This window comes from Streptomyces sp. NPDC090025 (assembly GCF_044748125.1).
Lineage (GTDB): Bacteria > Actinomycetota > Actinomycetes > Streptomycetales > Streptomycetaceae > Streptomyces.
In genome coordinates, this window is record NZ_JBIVFL010000003.1 from 280,063 (window position 1) to 306,092 (window position 26,030).

General features: G+C 72.6%; 24 protein-coding genes and 1 riboswitch. Of the genes, 15 read left to right on the plus strand and 9 right to left on the minus strand.

Annotation, left to right across the window (positions count from 1 at the left end; translation table 11 throughout):
- Window positions 1–49: 49 nt before the first annotated feature.
- From ACIPXM_RS10620 to ACIPXM_RS10640, 5 genes are all read left to right on the plus strand, one after another.
- Window positions 50–928: an ATP-binding cassette domain-containing protein gene (locus ACIPXM_RS10620; protein ID WP_401654183.1), complete on the plus strand. Its 879-nt coding sequence runs from the start codon at window positions 50–52 to the stop codon at window positions 926–928.
- Complete coding sequence (locus tag ACIPXM_RS10625) at window positions 900–2,987, plus strand: YhgE/Pip family protein (RefSeq protein WP_401654185.1); 2,088 nt, start codon at window positions 900–902, stop codon at window positions 2,985–2,987. The genes ACIPXM_RS10620 and ACIPXM_RS10625 overlap by 29 nt, the downstream gene beginning before the upstream one ends.
- 10 nt (window positions 2,988–2,997) lie before the next feature.
- Entirely contained in the window at window positions 2,998–3,606 is a 609-nt protein-coding gene (locus ACIPXM_RS10630; protein WP_401654187.1) for a TetR/AcrR family transcriptional regulator, read from the plus strand.
- Window positions 3,607–3,973: 367 nt separating this feature from the next.
- Window positions 3,974–4,591, plus strand: a complete 618-nt coding sequence (locus ACIPXM_RS10635) for a DUF4126 domain-containing protein (RefSeq protein ID WP_401654189.1) — start codon at window positions 3,974–3,976, stop codon at window positions 4,589–4,591.
- A 54-nt stretch (window positions 4,592–4,645) separates the two neighbouring features.
- On the plus strand, window positions 4,646–6,073 hold the full coding sequence (locus ACIPXM_RS10640) for a phytoene desaturase family protein (protein ID WP_401654191.1): 1,428 nt from the start codon (window positions 4,646–4,648) through the stop codon (window positions 6,071–6,073).
- 38 nt (window positions 6,074–6,111) lie between these two features.
- Here the strand turns inward: ACIPXM_RS10640 and ACIPXM_RS10645 are convergent, their stop codons facing one another.
- The 5 genes from ACIPXM_RS10645 to ACIPXM_RS10665 form a co-directional block, all read right to left on the minus strand.
- Window positions 6,112–6,984 (minus strand): hypothetical protein, encoded by an 873-nt coding sequence (locus ACIPXM_RS10645; RefSeq protein ID WP_401654193.1) that lies wholly within the window; start codon window positions 6,982–6,984, stop codon window positions 6,112–6,114.
- Window positions 6,985–7,035: 51 nt separating this feature from the next.
- Entirely contained in the window at window positions 7,036–7,953 is a 918-nt protein-coding gene (metF, locus tag ACIPXM_RS10650; RefSeq protein WP_401654195.1) for a methylenetetrahydrofolate reductase [NAD(P)H], read from the minus strand.
- A gap of 133 nt (window positions 7,954–8,086) precedes the next feature.
- A complete protein-coding gene (thiE, locus tag ACIPXM_RS10655) occupies window positions 8,087–8,743 on the minus strand; it encodes a thiamine phosphate synthase (RefSeq protein WP_401654197.1) in 657 nt (218 codons plus the stop codon).
- A 121-nt stretch (window positions 8,744–8,864) separates the two neighbouring features.
- Window positions 8,865–9,230, minus strand: coding sequence for an Rv2175c family DNA-binding protein (locus tag ACIPXM_RS10660; RefSeq protein ID WP_401654200.1), 366 nt, complete (start codon window positions 9,228–9,230; stop codon window positions 8,865–8,867).
- 43 nt (window positions 9,231–9,273) lie between these two features.
- Window positions 9,274–10,479 carry an NAD(P)/FAD-dependent oxidoreductase gene (locus tag ACIPXM_RS10665; protein ID WP_401654792.1) on the minus strand — a complete coding sequence of 402 codons (1,206 nt, stop codon included), beginning with the start codon at window positions 10,477–10,479 and terminating at the stop codon, window positions 9,274–9,276.
- Between the two features lie 212 nt (window positions 10,480–10,691).
- Window positions 10,692–10,804, plus strand: a riboswitch (TPP riboswitch).
- On the opposite strand from ACIPXM_RS10665, the gene thiO reads away from it, so the two are divergent.
- The 6 genes from thiO to ACIPXM_RS10695 all read left to right on the plus strand — a co-directional run bounded on the left by thiO (window position 10,802) and on the right by ACIPXM_RS10695 (window position 16,642).
- A complete protein-coding gene (gene thiO / locus ACIPXM_RS10670) occupies window positions 10,802–12,037 on the plus strand; it encodes a glycine oxidase ThiO (RefSeq protein WP_401654202.1) in 1,236 nt (411 codons plus the stop codon). It overlaps the preceding riboswitch by 3 nt.
- A complete protein-coding gene (gene thiS / locus ACIPXM_RS10675; RefSeq protein WP_401654204.1) occupies window positions 12,034–12,282 on the plus strand; it encodes a sulfur carrier protein ThiS in 249 nt (82 codons plus the stop codon). The genes thiO and thiS overlap by 4 nt, the downstream gene beginning before the upstream one ends.
- 5 nt (window positions 12,283–12,287) lie before the next feature.
- Window positions 12,288–13,082 carry a thiazole synthase gene (locus ACIPXM_RS10680; RefSeq protein WP_401654206.1) on the plus strand — a complete coding sequence of 265 codons (795 nt, stop codon included), beginning with the start codon at window positions 12,288–12,290 and terminating at the stop codon, window positions 13,080–13,082.
- 108 nt (window positions 13,083–13,190) lie between these two features.
- Window positions 13,191–15,131 carry a Stk1 family PASTA domain-containing Ser/Thr kinase gene (gene pknB, locus ACIPXM_RS10685; RefSeq protein WP_401654208.1) on the plus strand — a complete coding sequence of 647 codons (1,941 nt, stop codon included), beginning with the start codon at window positions 13,191–13,193 and terminating at the stop codon, window positions 15,129–15,131.
- Between the two features lie 7 nt (window positions 15,132–15,138).
- On the plus strand, window positions 15,139–16,002 hold the full coding sequence (locus ACIPXM_RS10690; RefSeq protein WP_401654210.1) for a deoxyribonuclease IV: 864 nt from the start codon (window positions 15,139–15,141) through the stop codon (window positions 16,000–16,002).
- 67 nt (window positions 16,003–16,069) lie between these two features.
- Window positions 16,070–16,642, plus strand: a complete 573-nt coding sequence (locus tag ACIPXM_RS10695) for a DUF4396 domain-containing protein (RefSeq protein ID WP_401654212.1) — start codon at window positions 16,070–16,072, stop codon at window positions 16,640–16,642.
- Between the two features lie 12 nt (window positions 16,643–16,654).
- Here ACIPXM_RS10695 and ACIPXM_RS10700 read toward each other — a convergent pair whose 3' ends face one another.
- A complete protein-coding gene (locus ACIPXM_RS10700; protein WP_401654214.1) occupies window positions 16,655–17,296 on the minus strand; it encodes a sulfite oxidase-like oxidoreductase in 642 nt (213 codons plus the stop codon).
- 188 nt (window positions 17,297–17,484) lie between these two features.
- Here ACIPXM_RS10700 and bfr point away from each other — a divergent pair, with 188 nt between their 5' ends.
- Entirely contained in the window at window positions 17,485–17,961 is a 477-nt protein-coding gene (gene bfr, locus ACIPXM_RS10705) for a bacterioferritin (RefSeq protein ID WP_401654216.1), read from the plus strand.
- A gap of 53 nt (window positions 17,962–18,014) precedes the next feature.
- On the opposite strand, the gene ACIPXM_RS10710 is transcribed toward bfr, so the two are convergent.
- Window positions 18,015–18,302 carry a bacterioferritin-associated ferredoxin gene (locus ACIPXM_RS10710; RefSeq protein ID WP_401654219.1) on the minus strand — a complete coding sequence of 96 codons (288 nt, stop codon included), beginning with the start codon at window positions 18,300–18,302 and terminating at the stop codon, window positions 18,015–18,017.
- A 122-nt stretch (window positions 18,303–18,424) separates the two neighbouring features.
- Entirely contained in the window at window positions 18,425–19,777 is a 1,353-nt protein-coding gene (locus ACIPXM_RS10715; protein WP_401654221.1) for a class II 3-deoxy-7-phosphoheptulonate synthase, read from the minus strand.
- Between the two features lie 162 nt (window positions 19,778–19,939).
- Here ACIPXM_RS10715 and ACIPXM_RS10720 point away from each other — a divergent pair, with 162 nt between their 5' ends.
- The 3 genes from ACIPXM_RS10720 to ACIPXM_RS10730 all read left to right on the plus strand — a co-directional run bounded on the left by ACIPXM_RS10720 (window position 19,940) and on the right by ACIPXM_RS10730 (window position 24,939).
- Window positions 19,940–22,726 (plus strand): N-acetylmuramoyl-L-alanine amidase, encoded by a 2,787-nt coding sequence (locus ACIPXM_RS10720; protein ID WP_401654223.1) that lies wholly within the window; start codon window positions 19,940–19,942, stop codon window positions 22,724–22,726.
- A 108-nt stretch (window positions 22,727–22,834) separates the two neighbouring features.
- Window positions 22,835–22,900, plus strand: a complete 66-nt coding sequence (locus tag ACIPXM_RS10725; protein ID WP_401654793.1) for a trp operon leader peptide — start codon at window positions 22,835–22,837, stop codon at window positions 22,898–22,900.
- 101 nt (window positions 22,901–23,001) lie between these two features.
- The gene (locus ACIPXM_RS10730) at window positions 23,002–24,939 is read left to right on the plus strand and encodes an anthranilate synthase family protein (RefSeq protein WP_401654226.1); all 1,938 of its coding nucleotides are present in this window, start codon (window positions 23,002–23,004) and stop codon (window positions 24,937–24,939) included.
- A gap of 42 nt (window positions 24,940–24,981) precedes the next feature.
- Here ACIPXM_RS10730 and ACIPXM_RS10735 read toward each other — a convergent pair whose 3' ends face one another.
- Window positions 24,982–25,977, minus strand: coding sequence for a 2-hydroxyacid dehydrogenase (locus ACIPXM_RS10735; RefSeq protein WP_401654228.1), 996 nt, complete (start codon window positions 25,975–25,977; stop codon window positions 24,982–24,984).
- Between the last annotated feature and the right edge of the window lie 53 nt (window positions 25,978–26,030).

Here is a 26,030-nt window from a genome sequence, read left to right on the forward strand (position 1 = left end):
AAAAGACGGCCGGGACTGCCGAAGAGACGTTCCAAATCGAGGGGGGATCGTGGACGCGAACCCGGACCAGCCGCACGGCGCCGCCGTCGTCGCGGACGGATTCGGCCTGAAGGGCCCGCGCGGCTGGGCGTTCCGCGACATCGGCTTCTCGGCCGCGGCCGGATCCCTGGTGGCGATCGAGGGCCCGTCCGGCACCGGCCGCACCTGTCTGCTGCTCGCCCTCACCGGGCGGATGAAGACCCACGAGGGCCACGCCAAGGTCGCCGGGCTCAAGCTGCCCCGGAAGATGGCCGCCGTACGCCGGATCAGCGCGCTCGGCCCGGTGCCGGGCGTCAGCGATCTCGACCCGGCGCTGACCGTCGCCGAGCACCTGCGCGAGCGGGCCCTGCTCCAGCGCCGCTACGACGGCGCCGTCAAGGCCCTGTTGCGGCCGCCGGGCGAGCGCCGGGCGGCCGCCCGGGCCCGGATCGACGAGGCCCTGGCGGGCGCCGGACTCGACGTCGGCACGCTGCCCAAGGGCGACCGGACCGCCGTGCGGGACCTGGAGCGCCTGGAGGCGCTGCGGCTCTCGCTCGCCCTCGCCCTGATCGGACGGCCCCGGCTGATCGCCCTGGACGACGCCGACTTGAAGCTGTCCGACGCGGACCGCGCCGAGGCGTGGGCCCTGCTCCGGTCGATCGCCGCCGCCGGGACCACCGTGCTCGCGGTGTGCAGCGAGGCACCGGCCGACGTCCAGCGGGTCTCCACGGCCCAGGCCCGCACCGGCCGCACGACCGCCGAGGACTCGGCGGCAGCCGCGACCGGCACGGACGGCACCGTCACGGACGGCACCACGGTCACGGACGGCACCACCGTCACGAACGACACGACCGAGAACACGACCGAGAAGGGGGAGGCCGATGCGTTCGCCGAGGCTGGCCGCGCTTGAGCTGAGGCGGTTCGGCAGGGGGAAGCTGCCGCGCGCCGCACTGGTCGCGATCCTGCTCCTGCCGCTGCTCTACGGCGCGCTGTACCTGTGGTCGTTCTGGGACCCGTACAGCAGGCTCGACAAGATCCCCGTCGCCCTGGTGAACGAGGACAAGGGCGCCACCGCCGAGGGCAAGAAGATCACCGCGGGCGCCGACATCACCGAGAACCTGCGCGAGAGCGCGGTGTTCGACTGGCACGAGGTCAGTGACGAGCAGGCCCGCGCGGGCGTCGAGGACGGCACGTACTACCTGTCCCTGACCATGCCCACCGACTTCAGCGAGCGGATCGCCTCCAGCTCCGGCGCCTCCCCCGAGACCGGCGCCCTGAAGGTCCGCACGAACGACGCCAACAACTACATCGTCGGCCAGATCTCCCGCACGGTGTTCTCCGAGGTGCGCACCGCCGCCTCCACCAAGTCCTCCCGCACCTTCCTCGACAAGATCTTCATCTCCTTCTCCGGGCTGCACGACGCCACCGCCGAGGCGGCCAAGGGCGCGGGCGACCTGAAGGACGGCGTCGACAAGGCCAAGTCGGGCTCCAAGAGCCTGGCCGACGGCCTGAAGGACGCCAAGCAGGGCAGCGGCGAGCTGGCCTCGGGCATCAAGAAGCTCGACAAGGGCGCCAAGGACCTGGAGGCGGGCTCCCGCAAGGTCGCCGACGGCACCCAGCGGCTCGCCGACAAGGTGAACGGCACCGCCGAGAAGGTCCGGCCGTTCCTCGCCGACAACGGCAAGTCGATCCGGGACACCGCCAAGCTGGTGTCCGATTCGGCGACCGCCGTCCGGCACAACCTGGACGACCTGGTGCGCCGCGCGCCGGTCGCCCGGCAGGCCGCCCACCTCGCCGACGACAAGCTCGCCGAGCTGTACAAGAAGCGCTGCACCGCCCTCCCGGCGCCGGACGCCCAGGAGTGCGCCGCGCTCAAGGAGGCGTCGGTCACGGCGGACGACGTGGCCACGATCGCCGATGACCTGCACGAGCTGACCAAGGACAACAAGGGCGACCTGAAGACCCTGGACGCCCGGCTCGCCACGCTCAAGAAGGACGCCGACGAGCTCGCCCGGCGCGCGCCGCGCCTCGACGAGGACGTCGAGGGCGCCATCAAGAAGATCAACCAGCTCAACACGGGCGCCCACCAGGTCGCCCAGGGCGCCGACCGGCTGCACACCGGCCTGACCAGCGCCCGCAGCGGCTCGGCCGGGCTGGACACCGGTGTCGGCAAGCTCAAGAAGGGCGCGGGCGAGCTCGACGGCGGTCTGTTCAAGCTGGCCGACGGCTCGGGCGAACTCGCCACCGGGCTGAGCGACGGCGTCAAGAAGATCCCGGACTACGACAAGGAGGACCGGGACCGCCGCACCGAGGTGATGGCCGATCCGGTCAAGCTGGCCGCCCAGTCGATGCACAAGGCGCCCAACTACGGCACCGGCTTCGCCCCGTACTTCATCCCGCTGTCCCTCTGGGTCGGCGCGATGGTGGCGTACATGATCATCCAGCCGCTGAACCGGCGCGCGCTGGCCGCCGGTGCCTCGGCCTGGCGGATCGCGCTCGCGGGCTGGCTGCCGGTCGCCGCGATCGGTGTCCTTCAAGTGGCGGCACTGATGTCGGTGCTGCACTGGGGACTCGGCCTGCAGATGACCAGGGCCGCCGGGACGGTGGGCTTCCTCGCCCTGGTGACCTGTTGCTTCGCCGCCATCATCCAGTGGCTGAACGCCCGCTTCGGCGCGGCGGGCCGGATCCTGGTGCTCGCGGTCCTGATGCTCCAGCTGACCTCGGCCGGCGGCACCTACCCGGTGCAGACCAGCCCCGGCTTCTTCAACGCCATCCACCCCTACCTGCCGATGACGTACGTGGTCGAGGCGCTGCGGCGGCTCATCACCGGCGGCGGCATCGGACCGGTGTGGCAGGCGGTCGCCGTCCTCACCGCGTTCACGGTGGGCGCGCTCGCGCTGACCGCGCTCTCCGCCCGTCAGAAGCAGGTGTGGACGCTCGACCGGCTCCACCCCGAACTGTCTCTGTGAGAATCGAGCCATGGACAGCAGCAGCACCAGACGCCAGGCGACCCGCGCCAAGCTGTACGAGGCGGCCGTCACCCTGATCGCCGAGCAGGGCTTCTCGGCGACCACGGTCGACGAGATCGCCGAGCGGGCGGGGGTCGCCAAGGGCACGGTCTACTACAACTTCAAGAGCAAGACCGAGCTCTTCGAGGAGCTGCTGCGGCACGGCGTCTCGCTCCTGACGGCCTCCCTGAAGGAGGCCGCCGAGGAGACGGCGGGACGCGGCGGCAGCCGGGTCGAGGCCCTTGACGCGATGATCCGGGCGGGCCTGGTCTTCATCGACCGCTACCCGGCCTTCACCCAGCTGTACGTGGCCGAGCTCTGGCGCACCGGACGGGCCTGGAACTCCACCCTCCTGGTGGTCCGTCAGGAGGCCGTCGCGGTCGTCGAGAACGTGCTGCGGGAGGGTGTCGCGGCGGGCGAGCTGAACGAGGAGATCGACGTCCAGCTCACGGCGGCGGCGCTGGTCGGGATGGTGCTGGTCGCCGCGCTCGACTGGCAGGCGTTCCAGAGCGAGCGCTCCCTGGACGACGTCCACGCGGCGCTGTCCCGGCTGCTGCACGGGCGGGTCGGCGGCCGCTAGCCGCGCGACGCGACGCGCCCGGGCGGAAGGGCAGAAGGACAACGAAGCAGAACGACGAAGGACGCCGTCCCGTCGAAGCTCGATCCCCCCGAGCCTCGCCGGAACGGCGTCCTTCATGCCTCTCCCCCGTGCACGCGTGCGCGCACCCCCGAAGAGCGGCCTCCCCCGTGATTCCCCCGTGTTCCCCCGTTGTCTCCCCCGTGCCGGCCGGTGCGCGGCCCCGCTCCGCGGCCCCGTGTCCGCGGTGTCGGAGCCGCGCCCCTTCCGTGTGCTCCACTCTCCCTTCCGCGCAGGTCACGGCCCATCCGCATCCCTACTCATCTCGTCGCCTAGGTACGGATACTCAGAGCTGGTTACGATCGCGGACGTGTCCGTACTCCCCCTGGTCTTCACGAGCGGCTGGGCGAGCGGGATCAACGCGTACGCGGTGGTCCTGCTGCTCGGCGTCTTCGGCGCCACCGGGCTCACCGACGAGGTGCCCGAGGCGCTGCAACGGCCCGACGTCCTGATCGCCGCGGGCGTGCTGTTCCTGTGCGAGGCGGTGGCGGACAAGATCCCGTACGTCGACTCGGTGTGGGACTCCGTCCACACGGTGATCCGGCCGGTCAGCGGCGCGGTGGTGGCGGCGCTGCTCGCCGGGCAGTCCGGTTCGCTGCCGGAGCTGGCGGCGGGCGCGGTCGGCGGGTCGACCGCGCTGCTGAGCCACTTCGTCAAGGCCGGCACCCGGATGGCGATCAACACCTCGCCCGAGCCGTTCTCCAACATCGCCGTGTCCACGGCGGAGGACCTGGGCGTCGCCGGGCTCGTCAGCTTCGCCATGTTCCATCCGGTGGCGGCGGCGAGCATCGCCGCCACGCTGCTCGTCCTCGGCCTGGTGATACTGGCGTTCCTCGCCCACCGGATCCGGCGGTTCTGGCGCCGCCGGGCGCAGCGCCGGGAGGAGAAGCGGATCGCCGGGGCGGCGGGCCGGCCACCGTCGGGCTGACCGGTCCGGTGGCCTCCCGGGGCGTTGTCGGTGGCGGCCGGTAGGGTCCCTGGCATGGCACGGATTGTGGTGATCGGCGCGGGTCTCGGCGCCATGGCGGCCGGCGCGCGGCTCGCCGTGGCGGGCCACCGGGTGACGGTGTACGAGAGCGGGAGCACGTACGGCGGCGGGGTGCGCCGCTATGCGCGCGACGGCTTCGGTTTCGACACCGGGCCCGGCCTGCTGCATCTGCCCGCGGTCTACCGGGACCTGTTCGTGAAGACCGGCAAGCAGCCTCTTGAGGAGTGCGTGCGGCTCACCCAGGTCGATCCGGCGAGCCGCCATCTGTTCGCCGACGGCACCACCGTCGACCTGCCCAACGCCTCCCGGGCCGGCACCGTCGCCGCCCTCGACGCGGCGCTCGGCGCGGGCGCGGGGGCGCGCTGGGGCGACTTCCTGACCCGGGCCCGCGAGGCGTGGGACCGCACCCGTCGCCCGCTCCTGGAGGAGCCGCAGCCCGCCGACCCGGCCCCGCTCGCCAAGGACCCGTACCCGGCCCTGAAGGCGGGCCTGCTGCGCCGTCCGACCACCACGCTCGCCCAGGTCGGCGCCCGTGAGCTGGCCGACCCGCGGCTCGCCGCGCTGCTCGACGGCTACGCGTGGAGCTACGGCGTCGACCCGGCCACCGCCCCCGCTTCGGCCGCCGTCCTGCCGTACCTGGAGCAGACCTTCGGCAGCTGGTACGTGGGCGGCGGCATCCGGGCGCTCGCCGATGCGGTGTACGAGCGGTGCCTGCAGCGGCGGGTCGAGTTCGTCTTCGACACCGAGGTCACCGACGTCCTGGTGGAGGGCGGCCGGGCGGCCGGTCTGGCCCTCGCGGGCGGCACCCGGGTGACCGCCGACCACGTGGTCGCGGGCGCGCCGGTGCCGATGCTCTACCTGGAGCGGATCGTCGGCCGGGAGCGGCAGGACGAGTGGCCGCGCCACCAGCGGCCCGGCACCGGCCGGGTGACGCTCTGTCTGGCGCTGCGCGGCGCCCGCGAGTCCGGCGCGGTGCACCGGACGGTGGCGCACGCCGCCGACGGGCTGCCGATGGTGACGGTGCTGCGGCCCGACGACCCGGAGCTGCGTCCTGACGCGGCCCACGAGTCGGTGACGGTGACGGCCACCACGGAGATCCTGCCGGACTGGACCGCGTTCGCCGGGCGGATGCTGGAGCGGGCCGAGGCGGTGATACCGGGCCTTCGCGAGCGGCTGCTCTGGCAGGAGCTGCGCACCCCGGACGACACCCTCCTGGAGACGGGCGCGGCCGAGGTCCCGGCGCCCGCGCTGGGCGGCGCGGGCGGCCGCTGGCTGCCCGCGCCGAACGTGTCGCCGCTGCCCGGCCTGTACTTCACCGGCGGCTGGTCGCACCCGGGCGGCGGGCTGGCGCACGCCGGGATGTCGGGCGCCCTGGTCGCCGGACTGATCGTGGAGGGCGCGGACTTCCGCGGCTCGCAGTAGACGGCCGCCGGGCGGCCCCGTCCGGCGCCGGACGACTCCTAGTAGCGGTACTGCTGCTGGTCCTCGCCGTAGCCGTACTGGCCCTGCTGGCCCGACTGGCCGTGCTGGTCCTGGTAGGGCTGCTCGGTGTCGCGCTGCTGCGGCACCCAGACGCCGCCGGGCGGGGTGTCGTAGGTGTACGACGGGGCGTACGGGTCGGCGTACGGCTGCTGCTGCGGATAGGCGTCGTAGTGCTGGTTGTCGCCGTACTGCTGGCCGATGTACGGGTCGGAGTAGGCCGCGTAGCTGGGCTGGCCGCCGGTGCCGTAGTCGTAGGCCGCGGCGTGCTGGTGGTCGTAGCCGGTGGCGTACGGGTCGGCGTACGGCTGCTGTTCCGGGTGCTGGTCCTGGTGGCCCTGGTGCTGCGGCTGCTGCTCGTAGCCGTACACGCCGTACTGGCCGGTGTCCTCCGGCATCGGCTCCGGCTCGTACACGGCGTTGCCGGCCGCGCCGGGACCGTGGCCGCCGTGCTCCGGGTGGCCGTCCGCGTGACTGCCGGGGTGGGCGTCGACGTCGCCGTCCTCCGGCTCGTACGACAGGTCGCTGACCTCCAGGGTGGGCCCGGCCTTCGCCGGGTCCGCCGCGCCGCCGCCCCTGCGGCGGCGGCTGGCGCCGGGGCGCCCGCCGATCGCCCAGCCGGTGGAGAAGCCGCGCCGGAAGGAGAGCGTCACATAGGTCTGGCCGACCGCGAACGTGACCGCGCCGATCACGATCACGACCACCGAGGGCATCAGGACCCCGATGACCACCCCGAGGAAACCGCTGAAGGCGAGCAGCCGCCAGCGCAGCCGCGCCTTGTACTGCAGAAGCACCTCACCGAGGAGCCACAACGCCACGACACCGAACGCGATGTAGAGGACCGTCCACCACATGCCCGCCCCTCTCCTGCGGCCTCCGCCGCGGGTCGGGGCGGGTAGGGCCGGTCAGGACTGCTGGTGCAGTCCGAGATTCTCGTAGATCTCGAGCGTCGCCCTGGAGTTGTTCAGCGTGATGAAGTGCAGTCCGGGGACACCCTCGGAAAGCAGCCGCGCGCAGAACTCCGTCGCGAAGTCGATGCCAATGGAGCGTACAGCGGCCGGATCGTCCTTGACCGCGTGGATCCGCTCTTTCACATTGTCAGGAAAGACGGCGTTGCTCAGCATCGGCAGCCGGTCGAGGGTCTTGGCGCTGATCACGGGCATGACCTCGGGGATGATCGGGGTCTCGCAGCCCGCCTTCTGCACGCTGTCGCGCAGCCGCAGATACGCCTCGGGGTCGAAGAACATCTGGGTGATCGCGTAGTCGGCACCGGCCCGGCACTTGTCCACGAAGTGGCGGACGTCGGTGTCCCAGTCGGCGGAGCGCGGGTGCATCTCGGGGAACGCGGCGACGCCCACGCAGAAGTCGCCGGATTCCTTGATCAGCCGCACGAGGTCGGCCGCGTAGTGGACGCCCTCCGGATGGGGGACCCACTCGCCGAGCGGGTCGCCCGGCGGGTCGCCGCGCACGGCGAGCATGTTGCGGATGCCGACGTCGGCGTACTTGCCGAGGATGTTGCGCAGCTCGGCGATGGAGTGGTCGACGGCCGTGAGGTGGGCGACCGGGGTGAGGGTGGTGTCGGAGGCGATCTTCTGGGTGGCCTTCACCGTGCCACCGCGGGTGGAGCCGCCCGCGCCGTACGTCACGGAGACGAAGCTCGGCGCGACCGCCTCGATCCGGCGCATCGCGTTCCAGAGGCTCTGCTCGCTCTTCTCGGTCCGGGGGGCGAAGAACTCGAAGGAGTACGAGGTGCCACCGGAGGCGAGGATGTCGCGGACCGTGCGAGCGCGGTCCGAGCGGACGGAAGCGGTACCAAGGGCCATACCGGCAGGTTAGACGGGGTCCGGGGACGGGTGAAGCCGAGTCCGCGTTGTGGACACCTTTTCCGGACATCGGGACGGCGGCCCCCGGTCCCCGGGGTCACCGACCCCAGGCCCCCCGGTCCCCTGCCCCGGCTCAGCCGGTGGTGGCGCGCTCGCGGACCCGCTTGGCCAGGGACGCGGCGGCGGCGGCCGGGTCGGCGGCCTCGGTGAGGGCGCGGACCACGACGATCCGGCGGGCGCCCGCGTCGAGCACCTCGTCCAGGTTGGTCTCGTCGATGCCGCCGATGGCGAACCAGGGGCGGTCCTGGGCCAGGCCGGCCGCGTACCGCACCAGGTCGAGGCCGGGGGCGTACCGGCCGGGCTTGGTGGGGGTGGGCCAGCAGGGGCCGGTGCAGAAGTAGTCGACGCCGGGCTCGGCGGCGGCCGCGGCCACCTCGTCCTCGGCGTGGCAGGAGCGTCCGATCAGCGGCTCGTCGCCGAGGATCGCGCGGGCGGCGGGCACCGGCAGGTCGCCCTGGCCGAGGTGGAGCACGTCGGCGCCGATGGCGTGGCCGACGTCGGCCCGGTCGTTGACCGCGAGCAGGGTGCCGTGGCGACGGCAGGCGTCGGCGAACACGGCGAGGTGGTCCAGCTCCTCACCGGCCTCCATGCCCTTGTCGCGGAGCTGGACGATGTCGACGCCGGAGGAGAGCACGGCGTCGAGGAAGGCGGGCAGGTCGCCCTGGCGCTTGCGGGCGTCGGTGCACAGATAGAGCCTGGCGTCGGCAAGGCGCTCACGGACCGTGGACATGCGGATCCCCCCTCGGGTGGTGCCGGGCGCCGGGCACCACCGGACGGGGGTCCCGTCCGGCGGCGCGCCGACGCCCGCTGGTGGTGTCTTCGCTGCGGTTGTCCGCCCCTGGGGTCAGGGGTCAGACGGCGAGCGCCTGGGCGCGGCGCTTCACCTCCGTGCCGCGATTCTCGCCGAGGGCCTGCACGGGGGTGCCGGGCAGGGTCGGGTCCGGAGTGAACAGCCACTCCAGCATCTCTTCGTCGCTGAAGCCGTCGTCCCGCAGCAGGGTCAGGGTGCCGACGAGGCCCTTGACCACCTTGCCGCTCTGGATGAAGGCGGCCGGCACCTGGAGCACGCTCCGCTCGCCGCGTCGGACGGCGATGAGCTGGCCCTCCTTGACCAGCTGCCGCACGCGCGTCACCTCCACGTCCATCATTTCGGCGATGTCGGGGAGGAAGAGCCAGGCGGGGACGAGTGCATCGGTCTTTGCGTCAATCTCGGTCACAGGACAAGCGTGCCATCCCGGACTGACAGCCGGTAGTCGGGCCCTACCGGACTGCTGCCTTCAGGGGTACGGAGGGGTCCGCGGCCCTGGCCGGGTCGACCGGGGTGCGCTGCTCGATGAGCCTGCGGCCCTGGGCGAGGTCGCGCGGGCGGCCGACGGCCAGCAGGGCGACCGGCACGTCCGCGCGCAGCCACAGCACGGACCAGGACGGTTCGGCCGGGTCGCCGCGCCACAGCAGGGTGTCGGCGGCGGCGTGGTGTCCGGCGTACTGGACGAAGCGGCCGAACTGCTCGGACCAGAAGTAGGGCACCGGGTCGTACGGCTGGTGGGCCGCGCCCAGGATGTCGGCGGCGACCGTGCGGGGGCCCTGGAGGGCGTTGTCCCAGTGGTGCACGAGCAGCCGGGTGCCGTAGCGGGCGGAGGGGAAGGAGGCGCAGTCGCCGACCGCGTACACGTCGGGCAGCGAGGTGCGCAGCCGGTCGTCGGCGGTGAGGGCGCCGCTCGGGTCGAGGGCGGCGCCGGAGTCCGCGAGCCAGCCGGTGGCGGGGCGGGCGCCGATGCCGACGACGACGGCGTCGGCTGGCAGTTCCTCGGTGGCGGCGGCGGGGTCGGCGGCGTCGCTGACGACGACCCGTCCCGGCTCGACGCGCTCCACGCGCGCGTGCAGCCGGAGTTCGGCGCCGCTCTCGGCGTACCAGGCGGCCATCGGTGCGGTGACCTCGGCGGGCAACGCCCCGGCGAGCGGCCGGTCGGCGGCCTCGACGACGGTGACGGCGCAGCCCGCGGCGCGGGCGGCGGTGGCGAACTCGGCGCCGATCCAGCCCGCGCCGACCACCACGACGGCGTGCCCGCTCTCCAGGACCGGGGCGAGCCGGACGGCGTCGTCCAGGGTGCGCAGCAGGTGGGTGCCGGGGACGCCGTCGGCGCCGGGCAGGGTGACCGGGTGGGCGCCGGTGGCGACGACGAGGGTGTCGTACGGGACGGGTCCGGCCTCGGTGTCGATCTGGTGGTCGGCGGCGCGCAGTCCGGTGACCTCGACGCCGAGCCGCAGTTCGATGCCGAGGGCGGCGAAGTCGACGTCGAAGGCGGAGTCCTCGGCCTTGCCGAGGAGGATCGCCTTGGAGAGCGGCGGCCGGTCGTAGGGCTGGTGGGGTTCGGCGCCGATGAGGGTGACGGGCCCGGTGAAGCCCTGGTCGCGCAGGGCGACGGCGGTCTGGACGCCGGCCATTCCGGCGCCGACGATCACCACCCCGGGTCCGGCGGGACCGCTCGGTCCGCTCGCGTCCTCGGCCCGCGCTCCGGCCGCTTCCTCTGCCCTCGTCTGCTCGTTCACCCGTCCACCTTACGCATCTGACGATCCGTCAGGAATATCGGGGCGGGGCCGGGACAGGCCCAGGACGGGACCGGGGCAGGGGGTGCGCCCTGTGACCGGCGCGGGGGCACGGGCTAGTCTGGCGGCCGTAGAGCACTCGCGGGAGCCCGGACGCACCGGGCTGAGAGGGAGGCTGGCCGGCCTCCGACCGTACGAACCTGATCCGGGTCATGCCGGCGAAGGGAGGGGCTGGACGCCCATGTCGCGTACCTCCGACTCATCCCACCCCAGCGGTGGGCCGCACACGGCCGACGTCCTCGTCATCGGGGGCGGCATCATCGGTCTGGTGACCGCCTGGCGGGCGGCGCAGCGCGGGCTGCGGGTCGCGCTCGCCGATCCGGCGCCGGGCGGCGGCGCCGCCCGGGTGGCGGCGGGCATGCTCGCCGCCGTCACCGAACTCCACTACGGCGAGGAGACCCTGCTCGGGCTCAACCTCGCCTCCGCCCGCCGCTATCCCGACTTCGTCGCGGAGCTGACGGCGGCCACCGGCCAGGACGTCGGCTACCGCGCCTGCGGCACCCTCGCGGTGGCGCTCGACGCCGACGACCGGGCCCATCTGCGCGAGCTGCACGCCCTGCAGACCCGCTGCGGGCTGACCTCGGAATGGCTGGGCGGCCGGGACTGCCGCCGTCTGGAGCCGATGCTGGCCCCGGGCGTCCGGGGCGGGCTGCGGGTCGACGGCGACCACCAGGTCGACCCGCGGCGGCTCGCCGACGCGCTGGTCACCGCCTGCGAGCGGGCCGGGGTGGTGTTCCACCGCGCCCTCGCCGCCCGCCTCACGGTGGTACGGGACCGGGCCACCGGCGCGGTCCTCGGCGACGGCACCGTGCTCACCGCCGCCCAGGTGGTGCTGGCCGCGGGCAGTCTCAGCGGGCGGCTCGACGGCGTGCCGCCCGAGGTGCTGCCGCCGGTCCGCCCGGTGAAGGGCCAGGTCCTGCGGCTGCGGGTGCCGCCCGCGTACGCGCCGTTCCTGTCCCGCACGGTGCGCGCGGTGGTCCGTGGCAGCCAGGTCTACCTGGTGCCGCGCGCCGACGGCGAACTGGTCGTCGGCGCCACCAGCGAGGAGCTCGGCTGGGACACCACGGTGACCGCGGGCGGGGTGTACGAGCTGCTGCGCGACGCCCATGAGCTGGTGCCGGGCATCACCGAGCTGCCGCTCACCGAGACCCGGGCCGGGCTGCGTCCCGGCTCGCCCGACAACGCGCCGCTGCTCGGCCCGACCGCGCTGCCGGGGCTCCAGCTCGCCACCGGCCACTACCGCAACGGGGTGCTGCTCACCCCGGTCACCGGCGACGTGATGGCCGAGGCGCTGACCACCGGGGCGCTGCCGGACGAGGCCCGCCCCTTCACCGCCCGCCGCTTCGCCACCGCGCCGCCCAAGCCCGTGACCGCGGCCGCCACCACCCACCCCACCGCACACCTGGAGCACGCGTGACCACGCCCGTGAACGACTCCTCGAACGCCTCCGTGACCGACTCCGTGACCGTGTCCGTGAACGGCGAGGCCCGGGTCCTGACCGGCCCGGTCCTGCTCGACGCCCTCGTCGCCACCCTCACCGCCGCGCCCTCCGGGGTCGCCGCCGCCGTCAACGAGACGGTCGTCCCGCGCGGCCGCTGGGCCACCACCCGGCTCGGCGACGGCGACCGGGTCGAGGTCCTGACCGCCGTGCAGGGAGGCTGACCGCGATGTCCGACGACCTGTTCACGCTCGGCGGCCGGGAGTTCTCGTCCCGGCTGATCATGGGCACCGGCGGTGCCCCGAGCCTCGACACCCTGGAACGCGCCCTGGTCGCCAGCGGCACCGAGCTGACCACCGTCGCCATGCGGCGCCTGGACCCCGGGGTGCGGGGCTCGGTGCTGTCCGTGCTCACCCGGCTCGGCATCCAGGTGCTGCCCAACACCGCGGGCTGCTTCACCGCGGGCGAGGCGGTGCTCACCGCCCGGCTCGCCCGTGAGGCACTCGGCACCGACTGGATCAAGCTGGAGGTCATCGCGGACGAGCGGACCCTGCTGCCGGACGGCGTGGAGCTGCTCGACGCGGCCGAGACCCTGGTCGACGACGGCTTCGTGGTGCTGCCGTACACCAACGACGACCCGGTGCTCGCCCGGAAGCTGGAGGACGTCGGCTGCGCGGCGATCATGCCGCTCGGCTCCCCCATCGGCTCCGGGCTCGGCATCCGCAACCCGCACAACTTCCAGCTGATCACCGAGCGGGCCGGGGTCCCGGTGATCCTGGACGCGGGCGCCGGGACCGCGTCGGACGCGGCCCTCGCGATGGAGTTGGGCTGCGCGGCGGTGATGCTGGCGTCCGCGGTGACCCGGGCGCAGGAGCCGGTCCTGATGGCCGAGGCGATGCGGCACGCGGTCGAGGCGGGCAGGCTCGCCCACCGGGCCGGCCGGATCCCGCGCCGCCACTTCGCCGAGGCGTCGTCCCCGGCCGAGGGCCTGGCCCGGCTCGACCCGGAGCGCCCGGCGTTCTGACCCCGCCCCAAGGGTGCCGGGCTCCCCCGGAGCGGCGTCGGTCACAACCGCGCTGCAGTCCCCGGCGACGGGAAAGGAGGCCGTGCCACGGCTCGTAGACTCGTCGCCGTGGACACGACCCTTCAGGACCCCCTCGTCGGGCGGCTGCTCGACGGCCGCTACCGCGTCGACGCGCGCATCGCCGTCGGCGGGATGGCCACGGTCTACCGGGCCGTGGACACCCGGCTCGACCGGGTGCTCGCGCTCAAGGTGATGCACCCGGACCTCGCCACGGACGCGGCCTTCGTGGAGCGGTTCATGCGCGAGGCGAAGTCCGTCGCCCGGCTCGCCCACCCCAATGTGGTCGGCGTCTTCGACCAGGGCGCCGAGGGCGCGTACGTGTACCTGGCGATGGAGTACGTCGCCGGGTGCACCCTGCGCGACGTGCTGCGCGAGCGGGGCGCGCTGCGGCCCCGGGCCGCGCTCGACATCCTGGAGCCGGTGCTCGCGGCGCTCGGCGCGGCCCACCGGGCCGGGTTCGTGCACCGCGACATGAAGCCGGAGAACGTCCTGATAGGGGACGACGGCCGGGTGAAGGTCGCCGACTTCGGCCTGGTCAGGGCGGTCGGCTCGGCCACCGACACGACCGGCGCGGTGCTCGGCACCGTCTCCTACCTGGCGCCGGAGCAGATCGAGCACGGCACCGCCGACACCCGCGCCGATGTGTACGCGTGCGGGGTGGTCCTGTACGAGATGCTGACCGGCGCCAAATCGCACTCCGGCGACACCCCCGCCCAGGTGCTCTACCAGCACCTCAACACCGACGTACCGGCGCCGTCCGCCGCCTTCCCCGGGCTCGCCCTGGACCTCGACGAGCTGGTGGCGAGCGCCACGGCCCGCAACCCCGACGTCCGGCCGTACGACGCCGTCGCGCTGCTGGCGCGGACCCGGGCGGCCCGCGCGGCCCTCGACGACGCCCAGCTCGACGCCGTACCACCGCGGGCGCTCGCCCACGACGAGCCCGCGGCCACGACGGGTGCCGGGGCCGGGGCGGAGGACCGGACCTCGGTGATCCCGCGGGTCCAGCCGCTGCCGGTGGAGCACACCAGCCTGCTCCCGGCGCCCGAACCGGCCCCGCCGGGCGGCCCCGGGAGGGCGGCCCGGCGCACCGGCCGCTTCCCGCTGTCGCGCGGCCCGCTCCTGATCGTCGTCGCCGTGCTGCTCGCGCTCGGCGTGGGCACCGGCGTCTGGTACATCAATTCCGGCCAGTTCACCCGGGTCCCGGCGGTCCTCGGCCAGACCGAGGAGCAGGCCACCAAGCGGCTCGCCGACGCCGGGATCGACGTGGGCACCACCGAGCGCGCGTTCAGCGACGTGTACGAGCGCGGCACTGTGATGGCCGTCGACCCGGGGCCCGGCGAGCGGATCCGCGGCAACAGCGCGGTGACCCTCACGCTGTCCCGGGGCCCGGAGATCGTGAAGGTGCCGAACCTCAAGGGGGTGCCGCTCGCCGAGGCGAAGAAGACCCTGACGGACGAGGGACTCGCCCCCGGGGTGATCACCTACGCGTTCGACACCACGGTCGCCCAGGGCGAGGTGGTCCGCTCCGACCCGGAGCCGGGCACCGAGCGCGCCCCCGACTCGGCGGTGGCGCTCACCGTCAGCAAGGGCGAGCCGATCGAGGTGCCGGACGTCCGGGGCCAGTCGGTGGCGGAGGCGACGGCCGAGCTCCAGGACGCCGGTCTGAAGGTGACGGTCGCGCCGGAGCGGATCCACTCGCCGGAGGACGCCGACGCGGTCGCCGCCCAGTCGCTCGCCGAGGGCAGCCGCGCCGCGAAGGGCGACACGGTCACCCTGACGGTGTCGAAGGGGCCGCGCATGGTCGAGGTCCCGGACGTCGTCGGCAAGAAGACGGACGAGGCGAAGGACGAGCTGGAGTCGGCGGGCTTCGAGGTGAAGGTCGAGAAGACCTTCCCGTTCCTCGGCGACACCGTCTCCGGACAGTCGGTGGACGGCGGCGCGACGGCCGCCGAGGGCTCCACCGTGACCATCACGATCAAGGGACTGTAGGGCTCATATGCGCAACCCCGTCGGCGGTCACGTCCCCGTGGCCGGCGGTCTCGCCACCGTCGGACTCGGGTACGCCCGGGAGCTCGGCGCCGAGGCGGTGCAGGTCTTCGTGGCCAATCCGCGCGGCTGGGCGACCCCGGCCGGCAACCCCGAGCAGGACGAGCTGTTCCGGGCGGGCTGCGCCGACGCGGGCCTGTCGGCCTGGGTGCACGCCCCGTACCTGATCAACTTCGGCTCGCACACCGAGGCCACCGCGGAGAAGTCGGTGGAGTCGATGCGGCACTCGCTGCGCCGGGCCCGCGCGATCGGCGCCGGGGGTGTGGTGGTGCACACCGGTTCGGCGACCGGCGGACGGCCGCGCGCGGAGGCTTTGGCGCAGGTCAGGGAGCTGCTGCTGCCGCTGCTCGACGAGCTGACCCACCCGGACGACCCGGATGTGCTGATCGAGTCGACGGCCGGGCAGGGCTTCTCGCTCTGCTCGCGCGCGGAGGACTTCGGCCCGTACTTCGACGCCCTGGACCGGCATCCGAAGCTGGGCGTCTGCCTGGACACCTGTCACATCTTCGCGGCGGGCCACGACCTGACCGGCCCGTACGGGGCCGGTCAGACGCTGGACCAGCTGGTGTCGGTGATCGGCGAGGGGCGGCTGAAGCTGATCCACGCCAACGACTCGAAGGACGTGGTGGGCGCGAGGAAGGACCGGCACGCGAACATCGGCGTCGGCCACATCGGCGAGGACGGCTTCCGCAGGCTGCTGAGCCATCCGGCGACGGACGGCCTACCGTTGATCATCGAGACGCCCGGCGGCGACCAGGGGCACAAGGCGGATGTGGAGCTGCTGAAGAAACTGCGTGGCCCGCTCTCGCGTTAGGGAATACCCTAGGGGGGTATACGGTTCCCGAGGTGGAAGGAACCGCTACCCGAACCAGGGGGCACCCATGCAGCACGAGCACCACGAGCAGCACGCCCACCACGAGGGCCACGCAGCACCCGAGAACCACCAGGGTCACCAGACCCACGAGAGCCACGGCCACGAGGGTCACGAGCACCACGGTCACGCGGCCCACTCCCACGGTCCCGCCTCCTGGGCCATGGCCGCCCGGGCGACCCTGCACTGCCTCACCGGCTGCGCCATCGGCGAGGTGCTCGGCATGATCATCGGCACCTGGCTGGGCTGGGGCAATGTGCCGACCATGGTCCTGGCGATCGTCCTGGCGTTCTTCTTCGGCTACGCGCTCACCCTGCGCGGCATCCTGAAGGCCGGGGTCGACTTCTCCACCGCGTTCAAGATCGCGCTGGCCGCCGACACCCTGTCCATCGCCGTCATGGAGCTCATCGACAACGGCGTGATCGCGCTCTGGCCGGGCACCATGGACGCCCACCTCGACCAGCCGCTGTTCTGGATCGTGCTGGCGATCTCGCTCGCCGTCGCGTTCGTGGTGACCACCCCGGTCAACAAGTGGATGATCGGCCGCGGCAAGGGCCACGCCGTCGTCCACCAGTTCCACTGACCCCTTGAGGTCCTAGAGCTCGGGGCCGTCGCCCGGCTCCTCCTGGTACGAGTACCGCTGCTCCGACCACGGGTCACCGAGGTTGTGGTAGCCGCGCTCCTCCCAGAAGCCACGCCGGTCGGCGGCCATGTACTCCACCCCGCGGACCCACTTGGGCCCCTTCCAGGCGTAGAGGTGCGGCACCACGAGCCGCAGCGGGAAGCCGTGCTCGGCGGTCAGCAGCTCGCCGTCCTTGTGGGTGGCGAAGATGCTCCGCTCGGAGGCGAAGTCGTCGAGGCGCATGTTGGCGCTGTAGCCGTACTCGGCCCAGACCATCACATGGGTCACCTCGGGCGCGGGCGGCGCCAGCTCCAGGAGCGTACGGGCGGGGACCCCGCCCCATTCGGCGCCGATCATGCTGAACTTCGTCACACAGTGCAGATCGGCCACGACGGTGGCGAACGGCAGCGCCGAGAACTCCTCGTGGTTCCAGCAGCGCTTGTCGCCGTCGGCGGTCGCGCCGAAGATCCGGAACTCCCAGCGCTCGGGCTTGAAACGGGGCACCGGGCCGTAGTGGGTCACCGGCCAGCCGCGCTGGAGCCGCTGGCCCGGCGGCAGTTCCGACGAGACCGCCACTCCTGCCTCCTGGCGTGCTCCACCCTCCGGCTGACCCATGTTCTCCATGGTGACAGACCACGAGGGATGGTCATGACCAGCCATGCGCCGACAACCCGGGGATATTCTGACGTTTGGGACAACTGTCAGTAAGCCTGCACTTACTGGACGCCACCCTTTCGTGCTGAAAGGATGCGGCCATCCTGCCCAGTGGCGGCACCGACATGCGTTGGAAGGATCCTGAAGCGATGCAGGGCGACCCCGAGGTCCTCGAGTTCCTCAACGAGCAGCTCACCGGTGAGCTGACGGCGATCAACCAGTACTGGCTGCACTACCGCATCCAGGACAACAAGGGCTGGACCAAGCTCGCCAAGTACACCCGCGAAGAGTCCATCGACGAGATGAAGCACGCGGACAAGCTGACCGAGCGCATTCTGATGCTCGACGGCCTGCCCAACTACCAGCGGCTCTTCCACGTCCGGGTCGGGCAGACGGTCAAGGAGATGTTCGAGGCCGACCGGCAGGTCGAGGTCGAGGCGATCGACCGGCTGCGGCGCGGGATCGAGGTCATGCGGGCCAAGGGGGACATCACCTCGGCGAACCTGTTCGAGGAGATCCTCGCCGACGAGGAGCACCACATCGACTACCTCGACACCCAGCTGGAGCTGATCGAGCAGCTGGGTGAGGCGCTGTACTGCTCCACCCTCATCGAGCAGCCCAGCTGACGAGCGGGCCGAGGGCCCGGCCGGGCGACCGGCGGATCCCGGCCGGCGGGGTGCTACGCGGCCTCGCCGAGCTCCAGCTCGGTGCCGGGCTCGAACTCCACGAGGCCGTCGGGCTCCGGCACCTCGGCGGTCAGGGCGGGCTTGCCCTGGTCGAGCAGTTCCCGGCGGGGGCAGTTGCCGCGGCCGAGAATGGCCTGAATGCGCCGGACACAGCCGCCGCAGTCGGTTCCGGCCTTGCAGGCGGACGCTATCTGGCGGGGCGTGCAGGCGCCGTTCGCCGCGTGCTCCTTGACCTGCTTCTCCGTGACTGCGAAACAAGAACAGACGTACACGCGGTTCACCTCCCGCCGAGATCGATAAGGCTAACCTAACCTTACCCGGCGGCCCGGGAGCGCAAAAGCCTTCTCTACGACGATGGGGCGCGGATCACAAGGATCCGCGCCCCATCGTCGTAGGAAGCCACTTACTGATCGCGGTACATCTCGGCCACGAGGAACGCCAGGTCCAGCGACTGGCTGCGGTTGAGCCGCGGGTCGCAGGCCGTCTCGTAGCGCTGGTGCAGGTCGTCGACGAAGATCTCGTCGCCGCCGCCCACGCACTCGGTGACGTCGTCACCGGTGAGCTCGACGTGAATGCCGCCCGGGTGGGTGCCGAGCTCCTTGTGGACCTCGAAGAAGCCCTTGACCTCGTCGAGCACGTCGTCGAAGCGGCGGGTCTTGTGGCCCGAGGCCGCCTCGAACGTGTTGCCGTGCATCGGGTCGGTCACCCAGGCGACGGTGGCGCCGGAGGCGGTGACCTTCTCGACCAGCTCGGGGAGCTTGTCGCGGACCTTGTCGGCGCCCATCCGGACGATGAAGGTCAGCCGGCCGGGCTCGCGGTCCGGGTCCAGACGCTCGATGTAGGTGAGCGCCTCCTCCGGGGTGGTGGTCGGGCCCAGCTTGATGCCGATCGGGTTCGCGATCCGGGCCGCGAACTCGATGTGGGCGTGGTCGAGCTGCCGGGTGCGCTCGCCGACCCAGACCATGTGGCCGGAGGTGTCGTAGAGCTTGCCGGTGCGCGAGTCGGTACGGGTCAGCGCGCCCTCGTAGTCGAGCAGCAGCGCCTCGTGCGAGGCGTAGAACTCGACCGCGCGGAACTCGGCCGGGTCGGTGCCGCACGCCTTCATGAAGTTCAGCGCGTTGTCGATCTCGCGGGCCAGCTGCTCGTAGCGCTGTCCGGAGGGCGAGGAGCGCACGAAGTCCTGGTTCCAGGCGTGCACCTGGCGCAGGTCCGCGTAGCCACCGGTGGTGAAGGCGCGGACCAGGTTCAGGGTGGAGGCGGAGGCGTGGTACATCCGCTTGAGGCGCTCGGGGTCCGGGATCCGGGACTTCTCGTCGAAGGCGAAGCCGTTGACCGAGTCGCCGCGGTAGGTCGGCAGGGTGACGCCGTCGCGGGTCTCGGTGCCCTTGGAGCGGGGCTTGGAGTACTGGCCGGCGATGCGGCCGACCTTCACCACCGGCACAGAGGCCGCGTAGGTGAGGACGGCGCTCATCTGGAGCAGCGTCTTCAGCTTGGCCCGGATGTGGTCGGCGGAGACGGCGTCGAAGGCCTCGGCGCAGTCGCCGCCCTGGAGCAGGAACGCCTCGCCACGGGCGACGGCTCCCATCCGGGCGCGCAGCTGGTCGCACTCGCCGGCGAAGACGAGCGGGGGATACGACTCGAGGTCCGCGATCACATCGCGCAGAGCCTCGGCATCGGGGTACTCGGGCTGCTGCGCCGCGGGCAGGTCTCGCCAGGTCGCCTGGGCGACGGCGTGGGTATCAGCGTTCACGGTCACGCCCCCACCCTACGGGGTCGTCGCCCCGTCTCGTCCGCATGCCCAGTCGGTGAGACACGGGCGCACACCTCGGACATCCGCCCGACACCTTCCGTGGACCTGTTCGTTGATCGCCGCTGGTACGTTCCGGCGCTTGCGATGAGAGAGGACCAAGGGGTGGGTGTGAAACGCGGACACCGCAGGGACCGCAAGAAGAGCAGACTTCTGTACGGAACGATCGGGGGCGTCGTCGCGGTCGCCACCCTCGGCACCCTGGCGGTCGCCGCGCCGGGCGTGTTCGGCACGGCGGACCCGAAGAACGGCGCCGACGTGTCGCTGCAGTCGGCGTTCGCCGACGCCTCGCGCGCGTACGACGTGCCGCAGAGCGTGCTGATGGCGGTCGCGTACCGGCAGACCCGCTGGGAGTCGCACGACGGCGAGCCGAGCACCACCGGCGCGTACAACGTCATGGGTCTGACGAAGGTCGACGACCGTGACGTCGAGCAGCCGGACGACAAGGAGCGGCTCGCGCACCTCAACGAGAGCGGCCGCCCGGAGATCGAGCGGACCTTCCAGCCCGCCCGGGTCCTGAAGCTGCTGCCGAAGGAGACCGTCGACACCGACGACCCGCGGCTGCACACCCTGGACAAGGCCGCCGAGCTGACCGGGACCCCGGCCGAGAAGCTGAAGGACGACCCGGCCGAGAGCGTGCGGGCCGGTGCGGCGCTGCTCGCCGCGTACCAGCGCGAGGCGACCGGCGAGACGCTGCCGGACGACCCGGGTGCCTGGTACCCGGCGGTGGCCCGCTACAGCCAGGCCCCGGACCGCAAGGGCGCCGAGCTGTTCGCCCGCCGGGTCTTCGACTCGATCAGGACCGGTGAGCGGGCGCTGACCGCCGACGGCGAGCAGGTGGTGCTCCCGGCCGACCCCGGGGTGACGCCGGAGAAGCCCGCGCAGCTGCCGCTGGCGGCGAGCTTCGCGAGCACCGCCTCCCTGTCGCCCGAGTGCCCGGCCGGTCTGAGCTGCAACTTCGTGCCGTCGAGGACGGGGGCGGGCGGCGAGCGGAACTACACGACCGCCAACCGCGGCACGGCCGGCGGGGTCGCGATCCGGCAGATCGTCATCCATGACACCGAGGGCGGCTACCAGGGTTCGCTCGACACCCTGACCAACCCGGCCGTGAAGGCGAGTGCCCACTATCTGGTGAGGGCCTCGGACGGCCTGGTCACCCAGATGGTGCAGAACAAGGACCTGGCCTGGCACGCGGGCAACTGGTCGCTCAACATGCACGCGATCGGCGTGGAGCACGAGGGCTACGCGATCAAGGAGGGCTCCTGGTACACCGAGCCCCAATACGAGTCGACCGCGGCCCTGGTGAAGTTCCTGGCCGGGAAGTACGGCGTCCCGCTGGACCGCGAGCACGTCATCGGCCACGACGAGGTGCCGGTGCAGCTGAACGGCTACGCGAGCCAGACCCACTGGGACCCGGGCCCGTACTGGGACTGGAACCACTTCATGGGCCTGATGGGCGCGCCGACCGGTGACCGCGGGGCCGGCGGCCCGCTGCGGGCCGGGCAGCTGGTGAAGGTGGTGCCGCCGTTCACCACGGCCAACCAGCCCAAGCTCACCTACAACGGCGGCACGGCCGTCGGGGCGCGTCCGGCGAACTTCGGCTACCTCTACACGGAGCCGTCGACGTCGTCCGCGACGCTGACCGACCCGTACTTCAGCTCGCTCTCCACCGAGGGCTCGAACTGGGCGAACAAGGTCCGCGCGGGCGGCACCTATGTGGTCGCCGAGGCGCGCGCCGACTGGACGGCGGTCTGGTACGGCGGCAAGAAGGCGTGGTTCGTCAACCCGGGCGGCCAGTACACGGCGCCGGTGACCAAGACGCCGACGCAGGTACGGGCCAAGGCCGGGGTGACCGTGAAGGTCTACGGCCGGGCGTTCCCGGAGAAGGCGGCCTACACGGCGGCCGGGCTGACCGCGCCGACCGACGACCCCGACTACCTCTCGAAGTACGCGCTGCCCGCCGGGCAGGCGTACCCGAAGGCCGGTCCGGCCGTGCCCGGCGACGACTGGTTCGGCTCCGCGCAGAAGAACGTGGTGGGCGCGACGAGCTATCTGCCGATCCGCTACAACCACCGGCTCGCCTGGGTGAAGGCGTCCGAGGTCGAGGAGGTCGCCGGGGTCGCCCCGGTGTCCGGGTCGAACCGCTACGACGTGATCGCCCGGGACGCCTCGGGCGTGCTGTGGCAGTACCAGGGCAGCGGCAGCGCCACCGCCCCGTTCCTGACCCGCTACCGGGTCGGCTCCGGCTGGGGCGGCTACGACACGGTGTCGCCGATGACGGCGCTGCGCGCGGACGGGGTCGGCGACCTGGTGGCCCGCGAGGGCAACGGGACGCTCTGGTACTACCAGGGCAGCGGCAACGCGTCCGCGCCGTACAGGCCGCGCCTGAAGGTGGGCACCGGCTGGAACGCGTACGACCGGCTGCTCGGCGTCCGCGATGTGACCGGGGACGGCAAGGCGGATCTGATCGCCCGCGAGAAGTCGGGGGCGCTGTGGCTCTACAAGGGCACCGGCAACCCGGCGGCGGCCTTCGCCGCGCGCACCCGGATAGGCGGCGGCTGGCAGGTCTACGACCGTCTGGTCAGCGTCGGTGACGCGACCGGTGACGGCAAGGCGGACCTGCTGGCCCGGGAGCCCTCCGGCACCCTGTGGCTGTACAAGGGCAGCGGCAGCGCGACCGCCCCGTACGCCACCCGGGTCCGGGTCGGCACGGGCTGGCAGACGTACGACACGCTGGTGGGTCCGAGCGATCTGAACGCCGACGGCAAGGGCGATCTGATCGCCCGGGACAAGTCCGGCGCCCTCTGGTTCTACCGGGGCACCGGCAGCGCGACCACGCCGTACGCCACCCGCACCCTGATCGGCGGGGGCTGGCAGATCTACCACTCGATCGCCTGACCGGGTCGTAGCTCCATCGGGTGTCGATCGGCGGCTCCGCCGTTCGTCGCCCCGGTCCACGGAGTGGAACGGGGCGACGAACGGGCCGGGAGGCGTTAGAGTGCCCGCATGTTCGCGCATTCGACCCAGCTGAACCAGAACTGGTGGTGGACCGCTCATCCGGCGGCCCACTGACTGCGCGTACACAGAAACCACGCGAAGGCCGCCCGAGGGGCGGCCTTTCTCGTACCCCGAGGCCGTTCCTCTCCGCACTCCCCGGAAGGAACCCGCCCGTCATGAACGCCCGCGACACCCAGCACACCCCCGCCGCCCCCGCCGCCCGGCCGTTCGACCTCGCCCGGCTGCTCGACGACGACTGCCCGCCGTTCGCGCTGCTGCGCCGCCGCACCCCGGGCCGCGACCATGACACCGTCGAGGTGCTGATCGGCCCGGTGCACGAGGCCGGGCGGCTCGCCGAACTGCCGGTCGGTGAACGGCCGACGCTCGCCCTGGTGCCGTTCCGGCAGATCCGCGAGCGCGGCTTCGACGTCCGCGACGACGGCACCCCGCTCGCCGTGCTCGTCGCCGACGAGACCCATGAACTGCCGCTCGCCGACGCGCTCGACCGGCTCCCGGCGCACGCCGTGAAGGTCGAGGGCGGCGGCTTCGACGTCTCCGACGAGGAGTACGGGCGGATCGTGCGGCGGGTGATCGACGAGGAGATCGGCAGCGGCGAGGGCGCCAACTTCGTGATCCGGCGCACCTACCGGGGTGACATCCCCGGCTTCGGCCGGGCCGACGCGCTCGCCCTGTTCCGGCGACTCCTTGCGGGCGAGCGGGGCGCGTACTGGACGTACGTGGTGCACACCGGCGACCGCACCCTGGTCGGCGCCAGCCCCGAGGTGCACGTCCGGATGTCCGGCGGCACCGTCGTGATGAACCCGATCAGCGGCACCTACCGCTATCCGGCGGGCGGCACGCCGACCGCCGACGACCTGCTCGCCTTCCTCGCCGACCGCAAGGAGACCGAGGAGCTGTCGATGGTCGTCGACGAGGAACTGAAGATGATGTGCACGGTCGGCGACCAGGGCGGGGTGGTGGTCGGGCCGCGGCTGAAGGAGATGGCGCACCTCGCCCACACGGAGTACGAGCTGCGCGGCAGGTCCTCGCTGGACGTGCGCGAGGTGCTGCGCGAGACGATGTTCGCGGCGACGGTCACCGGCTCGCCGCTGCAGAACGCCTGCCGGGTGATCGAGCGGTACGAGCCGGCCGGTCCCGACGGAGCGGGCCGCGGCTACTACGCGGGCGCGCTCGCGCTGCTCGGCGTCGACGCGAACGGCGCGCAGACCCTGGACTCCCCCATCCTGATCAGGACCGCCGACATCTCCCCCGAGGGACGGCTCAAGGTGCCGGTCGGCGCGACCCTGGTGCGGCACTCCGATCCGGCGGGCGAGGTCGCCGAGACCCACGCCAAGGCGGCCGGGGTGCTCACCGCGCTCGGTGTACGGGAGGGGCGCCCGGCGGCGGAGAGCGGCCCGGCGGTGCCGCGGCTCGCGGACGACTCGCGAGTGCGGGCGGCGCTCGACTCCCGGCGGGCCGGGCTCGCGCCGTTCTGGCTGAAGATGCAGGTGCGGTCGGCCGAACTGACCGGGCATGCCCTGGTGATCGACGCCGAGGACACCTTCACCGCGATGCTGGCGCACCTGCTGCGCTCCTCGGGCCTCGACGTGTCGGTGCTGCGCTACGACGAGCCGGGGCTGCGGGAGCTGGCGCTCGCGCACGAGGGCCCGGTGGTGCTCGGGCCGGGCCCCGGCGACCCGCGGGACGCGGCCGACCCGAAGATGCGCTTCCTGCGCGGGCTCACCACCGAGCTGCTGCGCGAGCACCGGCACGGACTGCTCGGGGTGTGCCTCGGCCATGAGCTGATCGCGGCCGAACTGGGCCTGGAGATCGTCCGCAAGCGCGTCCCGTTCCAGGGCGCGCAGGTGCGGATCGACCTGTTCGGGCAGGAGCGCACGGTCGGCTTCTACAACAGCTTCACGGCGCGCTGCGACGACCGGACGGCGACCGAACTGGCGCTGCACCGGATCGAGGTGAGCCGGGACCCGGCCAACGACGAGGTGCACGCGCTGCGCGGGCCCGGGTTCGCCGCCGTGCAGTTCCACCCGGAGTCGGTGCTGACCCTGGACGGGGCGGCGGTGACGGCGGCGCTGCTGGCGGGCGTGCTGGTCTGAACGGCCGGACGGGGGCCGGGCCGCCCGGCGCCTGACGGCGGCTCAGGACCGCGGGACCAGGACGTTCTCGTCGCGCCGCTTGGCGGTGAAGTTGAGGACGTTCTGGACCGTGGTGTCGATGATCTGGCCGACGGCGTCGACCGTGTAGTACGCCTGGTGGGAGGTGACGACCACGTTGGGGAAGGTCACGAGCCGGGCCAGGGTGTCGTCCTCGACGACCTCAAGGGACTTGTCGAGGAAGAAGAGCCCGGCCTCCGCCTCGTACACGTCGAGCCCCACCCCGGCGAACCGCCCGGCGCGCAGCTCGCGGACCAGCGCGTCGGTGTCGACGAGGCCGCCGCGGCTGGAGTTGACGAGGATCACGTCGTCCTTCATCACGGCGAGGGCGGCCGAGTCGATGATGTGCTGGGTGGCCGGGAGCAGCGGCACGTGCAGGCTGATCACGTCGGACTCGGCGAACAGCCGCTCCTTGTCGACATAGGTCATGCCGAGGTCGAGGCAGGCCGGGTTCTCGGCGACGTCCCAGCCGAGCAGCCGCATCCCGAAGCCGTTCGCGATCCGGGCGAACGCCTCGCCGATCTTGCCGGTGCCGAGCACGCCCGCGGTACGGCCCCGCATGTCACGGCCCATCAGCCCGTCGAGCCGGAAGTCGAAGTCGCGGGTCCGGTTGGAGGCGCGGACGATCCGCCGGTTCACCGCCATGGCGAGGGTCCAGGCGAACTCGGCGACCGAGTACGGCGAGTAGTACGAGACCCTTGCGACGGTCAGGCCGAGGCGCTCAGCGACGTCGAGGTCGATGTTGTTGAAGCCGGTGGAGCGCTGGGCGATCAGCTGGGTGCCGCCGGCCGCGAGGGTCTGCAGCACCCGGTGGTTCAGGTTGGCGTTGACGCTGGTGGAGACGATCTCGTAGCCGGCGGCGATCGGGGCGGTGTCCTCGGTGAGGAAGACGTCCAGGCAGCGCACCTCGTGGTGGCCCGCGAACGCCTTCTCGATGAGCGGCTTCTCGTCCGCCTGCACGCCGAATGCCAGGATCTCCACGGGGTCCTCCGAGTTCGCGCCGCTATGTCGCATTTCGCTGCCTACGGGGCGAA